Annotated in this window: 9 protein-coding genes; 5 read left to right on the forward strand and 4 right to left on the reverse strand. The window is 47.7% G+C overall.

The annotated features are described in order from the left end of the window. Nucleotides 1–3 precede the first annotated feature (3 nt). Nucleotides 4–675, reverse strand: coding sequence for a ZIP family metal transporter (locus KO518_RS04900; RefSeq protein ID WP_216024740.1), 672 nt, complete (start codon nucleotides 673–675; stop codon nucleotides 4–6). Nucleotides 676–728: 53 nt separating this feature from the next. Next, the gene (gene pepQ / locus KO518_RS04905; protein ID WP_216024710.1) at nucleotides 729–2,048 is read right to left on the reverse strand and encodes a Xaa-Pro dipeptidase; all 1,320 of its coding nucleotides are present in this window, start codon (nucleotides 2,046–2,048) and stop codon (nucleotides 729–731) included. A gap of 156 nt (nucleotides 2,049–2,204) precedes the next feature. Between pepQ and KO518_RS04910 the strand changes: the two genes are divergently transcribed. Next, complete coding sequence (locus tag KO518_RS04910) at nucleotides 2,205–3,386, forward strand: FIST signal transduction protein (RefSeq protein WP_216024711.1); 1,182 nt, start codon at nucleotides 2,205–2,207, stop codon at nucleotides 3,384–3,386. Continuing rightward, nucleotides 3,383–4,798, forward strand: a complete 1,416-nt coding sequence (locus tag KO518_RS04915; protein ID WP_216024712.1) for a sensor histidine kinase — start codon at nucleotides 3,383–3,385, stop codon at nucleotides 4,796–4,798. Before KO518_RS04910 ends, KO518_RS04915 begins: the two co-directional genes overlap by 4 nt. Here KO518_RS04915 and KO518_RS04920 read toward each other — a convergent pair. Further along, on the reverse strand, nucleotides 4,791–6,818 hold the full coding sequence (locus KO518_RS04920) for a transglycosylase SLT domain-containing protein (RefSeq protein WP_216024713.1): 2,028 nt from the start codon (nucleotides 6,816–6,818) through the stop codon (nucleotides 4,791–4,793). The genes KO518_RS04915 and KO518_RS04920 overlap by 8 nt on opposite strands. 326 nt (nucleotides 6,819–7,144) lie before the next feature. On the opposite strand from KO518_RS04920, the gene fadB reads away from it, so the two are divergent. Then, the gene (fadB, locus tag KO518_RS04925) at nucleotides 7,145–9,295 is read left to right on the forward strand and encodes a fatty acid oxidation complex subunit alpha FadB (RefSeq protein WP_216024714.1); all 2,151 of its coding nucleotides are present in this window, start codon (nucleotides 7,145–7,147) and stop codon (nucleotides 9,293–9,295) included. 18 nt (nucleotides 9,296–9,313) lie between these two features. Next, on the forward strand, nucleotides 9,314–10,477 hold the full coding sequence (gene fadA, locus KO518_RS04930; RefSeq protein WP_216024715.1) for an acetyl-CoA C-acyltransferase FadA: 1,164 nt from the start codon (nucleotides 9,314–9,316) through the stop codon (nucleotides 10,475–10,477). 107 nt (nucleotides 10,478–10,584) lie between these two features. Here fadA and KO518_RS04935 read toward each other — a convergent pair whose 3' ends face one another. After that, on the reverse strand, nucleotides 10,585–11,553 hold the full coding sequence (locus KO518_RS04935) for an integron integrase (protein ID WP_216024716.1): 969 nt from the start codon (nucleotides 11,551–11,553) through the stop codon (nucleotides 10,585–10,587). Between the two features lie 241 nt (nucleotides 11,554–11,794). Here KO518_RS04935 and KO518_RS04940 point away from each other — a divergent pair, with 241 nt between their 5' ends. Then, the gene (locus tag KO518_RS04940; RefSeq protein WP_216024717.1) at nucleotides 11,795–12,142 is read left to right on the forward strand and encodes a hypothetical protein; all 348 of its coding nucleotides are present in this window, start codon (nucleotides 11,795–11,797) and stop codon (nucleotides 12,140–12,142) included. Nucleotides 12,143–12,255 lie beyond the last annotated feature (113 nt).

Consider the following 12,255-nt stretch of genomic DNA (forward strand, 5'->3'; position numbering starts at 1 on the left):
CAGTTAGTGGGCTGATTCCAGCATAAAACCTATCATGCCAATCAAAAAGCCCACTATGGCGCCTAGAGGCGGCAGCCACTTATTTTCCATGGGAATTTGCGGTGCCATATCCTGAAAAACTGAATACAGGATCCCTCCTGCGGCGAACAACATAATACCGCCGATCAGGGCAGGATAATCAGCCAACCACATGTAACCTGCCCACGCGCAAAGCGGCCCGAGCAAGGCCAAAGTCGTAAATTTCAACATTAGTCTTTTTGGGTTAGACGCCTCAGAACTTGCCATTTCACGGTATGCATTGAACCCTTCTGGCAGGTTTTGTACCGCAATGAGTATACCGAGTAATAGGGTACTGCCCCCCATCGCCGCCGTGGTGCCCAGTGCCAGCGATTCCGGGATGAAATCACTGAGCATGGCGGCGAGTTGGCTAGCTGGCGTTTGATGCCTTGCCAAATATATATCCAGTGCCATGAAAGCAAGTGCACCCGTTACAAAACACAAAGAGGCACTTACCACATTGTGATGGGCTACTCCGTCCGGAACCAAAACCAGAGCCACCGCTGAAATGAGCGCACCCGCCCCCAAGGCAATAACCCCATGACGAACTTCCTGTTCCAGCCAACGGGGCTGGATGGAATCGTTAAAGGCCAATAACGCCCCCGCTGGCATCGTCATGCCCGCCGCCAGAGCAATAAGCACCACATTAAGTAACTGCCCGTCTTCGAACACTAGTTTAACCCCAGGTCTCGTGTCATGTTTTCATTTCTGTCTCGATGGACAATGATGTTGTCTTCAATGCGGATACCTCCATAAGGCCGGTACTGTTCAACGGTCCCCCAATTGATGTACTTCGACGCTTCCGAAGATTTGAGTTCTGCCAACAAACTATCGATAAAATACAAACCCGGCTCAATGGTGAATACCTGGCGGGCTTCGACTAGTCTGGTGCAACGCAGGAAAGGATGCTCTTCTGGCGGTGGTTTTGGTGTGCCACGGTCATCGTTAACCAGCCCTCCCACATCGTGTACCTGCAATCCGAGGAAGTGGCCAATACCGTGGGGGAAAAATGTTTGGGTAATCTTATTAGCCACTATGTCTTCAGGACTCAGGTTGACTAAACCGACATCGTGAAGAACTTGAGCAATACCGTCGTGTGCCAGTAAATGGATATCGGTATAAGCCACACCGGGTTTTAACGCATCTGCTAGTGTTGTGGTTATCTTGTCTACCTGTGCAATTAATTCAGCAAAAAGATTGTCGCCATTGGAGTAAGTACGGGTAATGTCTGCGGCATAACCATGATAGGCGGCACCCGCATCAATCAAAAAAGAGCGAGATTGTGCAGGGGCATCGAGATCACAATGCATATAGTGGAGGATTGACGCGTGTTCATTTAACGCAACGATGCTAGTGTATGGCAAATCGTTGTCGCCATGACGGGCAGCACTATTGTAAGCCTGTTTGATGACAAACTCGCTCTCGCCGTTAAAAAATGCCTGCTTTGCCGCGTTGTGGCCAAGCACTGCCAAGCGGTTTGACTCACGCATGCACATTAGTTCGTAATCAGTTTTACAGGCACGCTGATAGTGCAAGTAATGCAACGCCCGATCTGGATTCACATTCGTAAAACCAAGGGCACTGGCAACTTCGATGTATTCCCCCACATACGCGTAGTTTTTCTTGTCGTATGGCAAGTATTTTTCTACGGCATCCGCCTGTTTTAACAACGTGATATCAAAGCTGTCGGTCCAGAAATCGTTGGGTTCAGGGGGCACTTTATGCCAAAAGTCCACAGGGCGGTAAAAAATGAGTTTGGGCTTGTCAACACCATTGACGACCAACCAACAATGGGGATTGTCCACCACAGGCACCCATGCCTTGAAATGTGGATTCACTTTGAACGGATAGTCGTTATCATCTAAAAACAAGCGTTTGCTTTGCCCTGCATGAATCACTAACCCTTCGAGCCCTTCGCGCTGCAGTGCTTCTTTTGTTCGACGCTGAAGTGTTGCTATATGTTCACAGTAAGCATCAGAAAGTAATGTCATAAACCCTCAGTAATATTCACAGACTGTATTTTCGTTTCTAAAGAGTAGCTTAACACGTCAGGTGAACTATAGTTAAAGCACAAGGTTATGAGACGTGTTAATTTAACTCTCTTGTACGCATTCTTTGATCTTTTTGTCTAGTGAAGTGCCTGTTACATGAAAATTAATGCTGCTTCCTCCTCTCTTGAGGAAAGTAAAGATATGGTGGCTGATGTACTAGCCCAACTATCGGTTAGTGAACCGCCGTCGCTATTGTTCGTGTTCCTCAATGCCAATCACGACGCTGACGACATTCGACAGTCTTTATACGATGCCTTTTCCTGTCCGCTGATCATTGCCACTTCCAGTAGTGGGGGATTTATCTGCACATCAGAAATTTGTGACCCCCGCGCTTCGCTGACAGTGCTGGCTATTGTCGACCCGGATGGAAGCTATGGCGTAGGAACCGCAGCGGTACTTGATAACAACGACCGTCAGGCTGCATCAACAGCAACCCAGCAAGCACTTCAGAATTCTGCCACGCCCTATGAATCTCCTTCGCTCATTTGGTGTGTTCCCACACCAGGCACGGAAGAAAATATGCTCGAAGGGGTTGCGGATGTAGTCGGCCCGAACATTCCCGTATTTGGTGGTAGCTGTGCCGACAATGACGTGTCCGGCAACTGGCAGACGGGTAATCAGCACCAGGTCGGCTCTGCTTTTATCACTATAGTAGTCATGACACCATCGTCCCCTCTTGGCATGACATTTAGCTCGGGTTATCAAACCACAGAAACTGCGTTAACTGTAACCGAGGCCGCGTATCGCAAGCTTATTACCATAGATAATCAACCTGCCGCACAACGCTATAACACCGTCACCAAAGACATAATTAAAAACGCCCTAAACGGCGGGCAAATTCTCGCTCAATCGTCGTTGCATCCCTTGGGGCTGGAAATCGCATCACCGGTTGGCATAGCGGAATTCTTGCTGATCCATCCTGCCAGTGTTACACAAGACAGTAGCTTACAACTTTTCGCAAACGTGACGACAGGCACCACTTTACACCTAATGGAAGGAAGCATTAAAGGCTTGGTTAATCGGGCGGAGAAGGTCATTCAAAACGCGGTGGACTTGTTACCTCCATCACAAACACCCGCAGGGGTGCTGCTTGTGTACTGTGCCGGCTGTATGATGACAATCAGAGAGCAACTTCCCGTGATGTGCAGCCAGGTGCAGGCTCGCTTTCCCGGGTTGCCCGTGGTTGGTATGTATTCCTTTGGCGAACAGGGACGGTTTCTCGACAATCAAAACCGACACGGCAACCTCATGATATCGGCAATCGCATTTTCCTCATGAAACAAGACCAAGAAGCCTTAAGAGAACAACTCAATCTGGTATACCGGCTTAAGGAGCAGGCAGAGACACTTGAGCGTCGCACCCGCCATATGCTTGCGGGCATGAAAGATATCCTCGAAGCTAAGGACGCAGACGACCTCTACATCCGAATGTTCTCTCATTTCAGAACGTTGCTGCCCTATGATGTTTGCATGGTTCTAGAACAAGAAGAACCCGGTTATATGCGTTGCGGTGCAGCAACACTGCCCTCGGTGAGAAATACATTGTGGGAAGTAGGCGACATGCTTAAAAGGGTGTTAGCGGGGCATTCCGTAGCCCTGTTTAACATTAACGTCCACCCGGAAATCACCAACCTAGGCTTTCTGCAGGAAGCCGGCGTTTCCAGCTTGCTACTCAGTCCGTTCCAGGTAAACGAGGTAGATGCCGTGGTCGTTTTTGCCCGCAGAGACATTGGCTTTTACACCCAGGAACACGTTCAAATTGCCGATGCACATCAGGCCTTTACAGAACAAGCGCTGCTTAGTGTAAACGCTCGTCTGCAAGCGCTTGAGTCTGAACAGCTGCGGCGTGAAAAGGAACGCGCAGAACAATCGCTACTGATGTCGGAAAAAATGGCATCTGTGGGTTTACTTGCTGCTGGGGTTGCCCACGAAATAAATAACCCTGTAGGCTTCATCAGCAGCAACATCAGCTACTTAAAACAACACATACCAGAGCTAGAGCGCTTCTCAACGCTGCTAAACCGTTTATTTAACGCCCATTCAGAACTCGCTATCCACGATGCGCTAGAGGCCTGCAAAGCATGGTACGATGACAACCATTTCCCCCACTTGATACGGGATATCAGAGACATTTGCGACGAGTCTGACGAAGGGTTGAAACGGGTTGCTGACATTACCACTAGCCTAAAATCGTTTACCAGGGCTGATTCGTCCTCCGAAGACAGTACCTTCGATGTTAACCAGTGTATTGAAGATACCATGCCGTTAGTGAACCCCGAACTTAAACACCACGTGACCACACAGCTTACCTTAACTGATGTGCCCGCCGTACAAGGAAGCCCAAGAAAGCTCAGTCAGGTGATCATTAATCTTATGGTCAACGCGGGGCAGGCCATTAAAAACAACGGCCACATCATTGTTAGTACCCGCACAATAAGTGAAAACGGCAAGGATACCGTTGTTATTAAAATTACGGATGACGGCTGCGGGATTAAATCGGCCGATCTTGAAACCGTATTTCACCCTTTCTACACCACCAAACCTATTGGGCAGGGAACCGGCCTGGGATTGTATATCTCATTGACAATTATTGAATCGCTGGGCGGTAGAATTTGGGTTGAAAGCAAGCTCAACCGTGGCACCACGTTTACCATTCAGCTTCCCGCGGCAAAAAGGGAAATGGTTATTTAGGCGCATATACCCCACGCTGAGCCCGTTGGGGCACGGCAAGACCAGTGACAGGTGGAATAGCAGAAGCCGCCAGTTGCAAGAACAATTCCGAGCTACTTCCTAGCTGTTGCTCATAAATATACCGGTATGCCATCACGGCTTTTACGTAGTTGCGCGTTTCTTTGTAGGGAATTGTCTCAATCCATATATCGGTTTCCACGTTTTTATCTGCAGGTAACCATTTCATCACTCGCTGCCAACCTGCATTGTACGACGCTGACACAAGCACGGGATTATCACCCATTTTATCCATCAGATAACGCAGGTATTGCACACCAAATTTCACATTGTGTGTGGCATCGAATAAATCGTCAGTGGCAACTCTTCCTTCAGAAATGTACCGTGCTGTTCCCGGCATTAATTGCATGAGCCCCCTGGCACCCGCCGGAGATACGGCATCCACCATGAAGGAGCTCTCTCTGCGCGCAATGGCCATCGCAAATGCAGGATGAACATCGTAGGCTTGCCCTACCGCAGAGAACTGTTCAGTATAAGCCAAAGGAAAACGTTTCTCGACATCGTCCATAAACCCGCTTTGAGTAAAGGTGATAATAGCCTGATCAAACCACCCCCAATCACTGGCAAGCAACGCGGCATCTTTTACTTGTGAACTGTCTAAAGAATTAACTAAAAAACGCCATTCTCGTCTGGCGTCAATCAGCCGACCTAATGCAAGAAACTCCTTTGCACGCCGGGCAGCAGGACGCTGGGCGATCATAGTTATATTTGCATCATCCCGCGGTGCCGGCTGGTGCTGTAAAGCTGGTTGACGATTCACTTTGGCACTGGCCATAAACCCGTAATAATGCCGTTCATTTGCCAACGTTTCGTAAAGTGATAACGCCTCGTCGGTCTGCCCCAAAGCCTCCAGACTTCGAGCCTGCCAATAGCGGTAGCTCTCTTGCGTTTTAACAGCGCCAGGCGCTTGCTCTATCAGCGCCAGTACCGCCTGCCACTTTTTGTGTCTGAGTAAATACGCTACATGCCAGTGCTTAACATCCGCTTTTGCTCCCGTTACATCCGCACGTTGAAGCCAAACTTCGGACTGAGGTTTGTCGTCAATGGCAAGGCTCAATGCGATGGCGCGGTTAATGGCGAGTACCTGAGAGGTGGAAAACAACTTTTTCGGCTGCCAGTAACGGTGAGCTTTAATCGCGCGTTCTGCCTCTTTCCAAGCGAGCTTTTCTAATCCATATGTCACAATCTTCATTTCTGACTCTGGATGTTTCAATGGAAATTTGCCGTGTGCTAGCACCAGTTCTGGATTGCGACGCACTTCGTACCAAAGATCCGCCAAATACTGCTGAGACGGCGGTAATTTCATTTTCAGATAAGGCACTAATTTCGGATTACCGGAAAGCGCAGCCTTTTCAATGCGCCCCAACACGTGCGCATCCGTCATCATGCCGGCATCTTTCCACTGTTTAAACACCGGGTCACATTCATCTGGCTGTGAATAGCCAGATAACCACAGCGCTTCTACTTTGCCCAACCAATAATTTGGCTGACTGGCATCTTCGAGTTGATACTGAAGATACTGACACGTAATAGTCGCTCCCATGCCATCGCGGTAGTTCGCGAGAAACGCTTTTTTCTCGCCGTGCTTAGCCAGATAACGCAACCAGCGCCCGCGCAATCCGTAAGTAAAGGGTTGATTGTGGTAGGTTAGCAAAAATGACTCAATTTGGTCACGATGCGCCATATCCATTGTTGCATCGATTTGCTGGCGTACTAAGTAAGGATACAGGGGATAATCTGACAGCGCACTGACAGCCGGTTGCAACGAATTGGCCTTTTTAGGCGTAGCGCGCCCCAGTTGCTTCTCAAGTTCTGCAAACTGAAGCCGCTGTTCCGCTAGCACTGGTGAGACCGTGTTCTCTGTTGCACTCACCCCGTGCGTCATTGCAACACACAACAAACACGTGGTGACATAACAAGAGACCTTAATACGCTTGAGCATATTTATCGCGACTGTTCGCATAGCACCATCCGAAAAAAAGTGAACCTTTGGTACGTTAACCGATGTAAAAACCGCAATGAAAAATTATTCATTCCAAAGGCTAATTTACACTGGCGAATCGCCCTTTCTCCTACCATTATACTAGCAGGCTTCATTAATTCGAGCTTGAATTTCATAACGTGCGTCGCCACATCATGGTAAAAATGTAAACACTTGTTTGAATTTTTATTGCAACTTGTGTGTTGGGTTGTCAAAATCAATGTACCCTAACCTGTCAGAATTAGGCGCGGCTAAATAAAATCAGCCCCGGCAATTCTGACTCCTCGCCATTGCCGAAGGAGAATAGAATGATTTACGAAGGCAAAAGTCTGACCGTTACACTGTCAGATGATGGTATTGCTGAGCTGATTTTCGATGCAGCGGGCTCAGTCAACAAGTTTGACCAACAAACTGTTCTAGAACTAGATGAAGCAACTTCCGCTATGGCCGCCCATGGTGATATTCGCGCAGCCATAGTGCGAAGCGGCAAACCCGCCTTTATCGTAGGTGCAGACATTACTGAATTCACTGGTATGTTTGAAAAAAGCGATGAAGAGATTTTGAACTGGGTAGCAAAAACATCGCAAGTCTTCGATCGCTTCGAAGATCTACCTTTCCCTACCATCGCGGCGGTGAATGGCTTTGCGCTAGGCGGCGGTTGTGAAATGGCATTGGCGTGTGACATGCGAATTGCGGACACCACAGCTTCAATTGGTTTACCCGAAGTTAAACTAGGCCTTATGCCTGGTTTTGGTGGTACGGTTCGCTTACCTCGCCTTATTGGTGCAGACAACGCCCTTGAGTGGATGACCACCGGCCGCGATAGAAAAGGCGCGAAAGCCTTAGCAGAAGGCGCAGTAGATGCAGTTGTAGCGCCAGAAGCACTAATTGAAGGCGCGCTTTCAATGGTGAAAGACGCTGCTGAAGGAAAATTTGACTGGCAGGCTCGTCGTGCGGTTAAAAAAGCCCCACTACAGTTAAATAAAAACGAAGCCATGATGAGCTTCAGTACTGCTCAAGCGATGGTATTTGCACAAGCAGGCAAACATTACCCAGCACCACACAAAATGGTTGAGACAGTGCAAAAAGCCTCTGTACTAGACCGCGACGGTGCGCTAAAGCTTGAAAATGAAGGCTTTGTAGCGCTTGCGAAAACCGACGCAGCGAAAGCACAAATTGGTATTTTCCTTGCCGACCAACTTGTTAAGAGCAAAGGTAAAAAGCAAGCGAAAGCAAGCACAAGAGACACTAAACTTAACGCTGTACTAGGTGCAGGCATCATGGGTGGCGGTATTGCATACCAAAGCGCTGTGAAAGGCACGCCGGTAATTATGAAAGACATTAACCAAGGTGCACTGGACCTTGGCCTTTCAGAAGCAGCGAAAATTCTTGGCAAAGGTATGAAGCGCGGCAAAGTTGATGCGACTAAAATGGCGCAAACACTTAACGCTATCACACCTACCCTTGAGTACAGCACTCTAAAAGATGCAGACCTTGTCATTGAAGCGGTGGTAGAAAACCCGAAAGTAAAAAGTATTGTACTTAAGGAAGTAGAAGACAATGTAGCAGACGACGCTATCATCTGTTCAAACACCTCTACTATCTCTATTAATCAGCTAGCTGAAAGCCTAGACAAGCCAGAGCGCTTCTGTGGTATGCACTTCTTCAACCCAGTGCACCGCATGCCACTAGTTGAAATTATTCGTGGCGAAAAAACGTCAGAAGAAACCATCAATGCAGTAGTAGCGGCAACCCTTAAAATGGGTAAAACCCCTATTGTGGTTAACGACTGCCCAGGGTTCTTGGTAAACCGCGTATTGTTCCCATACTTTGCGGGCTTCAGTAAGCTACTTATCGACGGCGCTGACTTTGTAGCGGTTGATAAAGCAATGGAAAAAATCTTCGGCTGGCCTATGGGCCCGGCTTACCTAATGGACGTTGTAGGCATCGACACGGGCGATCACGCAGCAGACGTAATGGCAGCGGGTATTCCAGAGCGTATGGCTCGCCTGGACAACGACCCGGTAACCCTGTTCTATAAAGAAGAGCGTTTAGGTCAGAAGAACGGTAAAGGTTTCTACAACTACGGTGTTGATAAGCGCGGTAAGCCTAAGAAAACACCTGCTGAAGAAGCATACGCACTAATGACACCACATGTCGCCGAGAAGACAGACTTTGAAGCTGACGACATTATTGCACGCCTAATGATCCCTATGGCAAACGAAGCAATTCGCTGCCTGGAAGAAGGCATTGTAGATAGCGCAGCTGAAGCAGATATGGCGCTACTTTACGGCTTAGGTTTCCCACCATTTCGCGGTGGTATTTTCCGGTGGATTGAAACCATTGGCTTGGCGAACTTTGTTGCTATGGCAGACAAGTACGCTGAACTTGGTCCAATTTATCAGATCTCAGACGGCGTTCGTGAAATGGCCGCTGCTGGTAAATCCTATTTCGCATAAGACCCGGAGGAAAATCTAATGAAAGAAGTGGTCGTAATCGATTGCGTACGTACCCCTATGGGTCGTTCAAAAAACGGTGTTTTCAGAAATGTGCGTGCAGAAGACCTATCTGCTGCGCTGATGACCGCGCTACTAGAGCGTAACCCTGGCGTAAACCCAGCGGAAATTGAAGACATCATTTGGGGCTGTGTTCAGCAAACGAAAGAACAAGGCTTCAACGTTGCACGTAATGCGCAACTACTAACAAAAATTCCACGCACTACAGGCGCGGTAACGGTTAACCGTTTATGTGGTTCATCAATGCAAGCCCTTCACGATGCAACAAGCGGCATCATGACTGGTCGCGGTGACATTTACATAATTGGCGGTGTTGAACACATGGGTCACGTACCGATGAACTACAACATCGACTTCCACCCAGGCCTTGCTAAATATACGGCGAAAGCGTCGGGTATGATGGGTATGACTGCCGAGCTACTTGGCCGTCAAAACGGTATTACCCGTGAGCAACAAGATGCATTTGGCGCGCGTTCGCATCAGCTAGCGCACAAAGCACACCTTGAAGGCCGCTGGGCTAACGAGATTGTGCCTGTAGAAGGCCATGATGCAAACGGCGTGTTAAAGCTCATTGACTACGATGAAGTAATACGCCCAGAAAGCACTGCTGAGAGCATGGCGGCACTTCGCCCAGTGTTCGACCCAGTAAACGGTACGGTTACTGCGGGTACGTCTTCTGCACTGTCTGATGGTGCATCAGCAATGCTGGTAATGTCGGCAGACCGTGCAAAAGCCCTTGGCCTTACGCCACGTGCGAAAATTCGCTCGATGGCAGTGGCAGGTTGTGATGCGGCAATTATGGGTTACGGCCCGGTTCCAGCAACACAAAAAGCCCTTAAGCGCGCTGGCCTAACGATGGACGACATAGAACTTGCAGAGTTTAACGAAGCGTTCGCCGCACAGGCACTATCGTGCATTAAGCAACTAGGTTGGATGGACCACCTGGATACTAAGATTAACCTTAACGGTGGTGCTATTGCACTTGGTCACCCACTAGGTTGTTCTGGTTCACGTATCTCAGGTACGCTTATTAACCTAATGGAGTCACAAGACGTGAGCCTAGGTTTAGCAACAATGTGTATTGGTTTAGGCCAGGGTATTGCTACCGTATTTGAGCGTGTATAAGCGTTTATTTGAGTGTTTCAAATAGCGATTAAATAGCTAACCTTTGAAAAGGGCCCCTGGGCCCTTTTTTGTTGGTTATGAAGTCATTGAGTGGTTGTGCTAAATGGCTATTTAAGTATACGAGACAGCGGACTCACCACACCTTGCGCACCTTGCTGAAGTACGTGGGTATAAATTTGCGTGGTCTTCACGTCTGAATGCCCTAACTGTGTTTGTACCGTTCTAATATCAGCGCCGGCTTGCAGCAAGTGCGTAGCAAAAGAATGGCGCAGTGTGTGAGGTGTTACTTTCTTTTTAATGTTGCAGGCTTTAGCTGTATTTCGTATTGCCTTCTGTATGCTCGACTCATCAATATGATGCCGGCGCACACTTTTGTCTTCAGGATCGACAGACAGTCTTGGAGAAGGAAACAAGTAGTGCCAACCCAATTCTCTTGGCGCGTTTTTATATTTCTCTCGCAATCTATGTGGTAGGTAAACACCGGCATATTTAGGGTTTTCTAAATCGGCCGCCAAAAAGTTTTCGACTGTGGCTATTTGCCGGGTAAGGCCAGGCTTCAATTCTGCAGCCAACGTAACAATGCGGTTCTTGCCGCCTTTTCCATCCCAAATTCGAATGGCGTTGTAATCAAAATCAATGTCTTTCACTCGCAGCCTTACCGCTTCCATTAGCCGAAGGCCGCTTCCGTATAGCAAAGATATGGGTAATTTTAAGTTGGCGGGGATTTGCTCGAAAAGAGAAACAACTTCTTCTTGCGTAAGCACTACCGGAAGCTTAGCTTGCCTTCGGCTTGCAACAAAGTTGAGCTCTAGCGACAGAGGGCTTTCCAATATGTCACGATACAGAAAAGCCAACGCATTAAGCGCACTCGCTTGTGTAGCAGGAGCGACATTTTTAGCGTTAACCAAGTGAGACAAAAATGCCTCAACCTCTATATTTCCCATTTCAGATGGGTGCCTATTGTTGTTGAAGCGAATGAAGCTAATTATCCATTTACTATATAGTTCTATCGTACGTTTAGCATAGCGACGATTTCGCATATGCTCGACTACCATTCGCATAAACATTGATTTCATTTTTTCGTAACCTGAGCACTGGATATTAATACAGCATTGCATTTCTTTAAGGCAACGTAAAATAAAAAGGAAAGATTCCGTACTTTAGTACTGTGTTTTCAGATACAAAGTGTAGGGTGTTGATGCACATGACATTACGTGCGAAAGTGGGTAGATTATTAAAGTAATATACGGATTTTATCCACGTTGCATAAAGGATTTTTCCCGTACATTAAATTGTTAGGTGCCGGTTTAGATTCAAATGATTTTTCAAAGTAAAAAAGCAAATACGATTCTTGTTCTTAGCAGCATCTTATGGAGCTTTTTGGCTTACCGTAATCTAGGCTTTTTGTGCTTATTTATTTTTATCGCTGCTTTCATTTTTAGCAGAAATCAAAACGCTAAAATTATTGCTTGGTTTGCATTCTTTGTTTCGACGCTTATCCCTCTAGACTTCACTTTTATCGACTTGGATGGACCTCCAAAAATTGTGCCTTATGTAATGGGCTTACCTACAGAAGAAGCATTCGCAGCTGCTGAACGTGGGGAACTAGTGTTGGGTAGTTGTATGGTTAATGGTTTAGAGCCAAAAAAAGTTGTAGTGTGGTAATGGCGCAAGCACCTAACAAAAAAATTATGTGGGACACAAACACGCAGGCTCTGCTTCGCAGTTTAGCCTACGAGTTTGTGCCCCATATTTAGGTGTTATGCGTCACGAGACAT

The organism is Aestuariibacter sp. A3R04, assembly GCF_018860805.1.
Lineage (GTDB): Bacteria > Pseudomonadota > Gammaproteobacteria > Enterobacterales > Alteromonadaceae > Alteromonas.

Excerpts from the sequence above, each read along its gene's own strand:
- KO518_RS04900 (WP_216024740.1), bottom strand. The coding sequence starts at position 675 with ATGACGATGCCAGCGGGGGCGTTATTGGCCTTTAACGATTCCATCCAG.
- pepQ (WP_216024710.1), bottom strand. The coding sequence starts at position 2,048 with ATGACATTACTTTCTGATGCTTACTGTGAACATATAGCAACACTTCAG.
- KO518_RS04910 (WP_216024711.1), top strand. The coding sequence starts at position 2,205 with ATGAAAATTAATGCTGCTTCCTCCTCTCTTGAGGAAAGTAAAGATATG.
- KO518_RS04915 (WP_216024712.1), top strand. The coding sequence starts at position 3,383 with ATGAAACAAGACCAAGAAGCCTTAAGAGAACAACTCAATCTGGTATAC.
- KO518_RS04920 (WP_216024713.1), bottom strand. The coding sequence starts at position 6,818 with ATGCGAACAGTCGCGATAAATATGCTCAAGCGTATTAAGGTCTCTTGT.
- fadB (WP_216024714.1), top strand. The coding sequence starts at position 7,145 with ATGATTTACGAAGGCAAAAGTCTGACCGTTACACTGTCAGATGATGGT.
- fadA (WP_216024715.1), top strand. The coding sequence starts at position 9,314 with ATGAAAGAAGTGGTCGTAATCGATTGCGTACGTACCCCTATGGGTCGT.
- KO518_RS04935 (WP_216024716.1), bottom strand. The coding sequence starts at position 11,553 with ATGAAATCAATGTTTATGCGAATGGTAGTCGAGCATATGCGAAATCGT.
- KO518_RS04940 (WP_216024717.1), top strand. The coding sequence starts at position 11,795 with ATGATTTTTCAAAGTAAAAAAGCAAATACGATTCTTGTTCTTAGCAGC.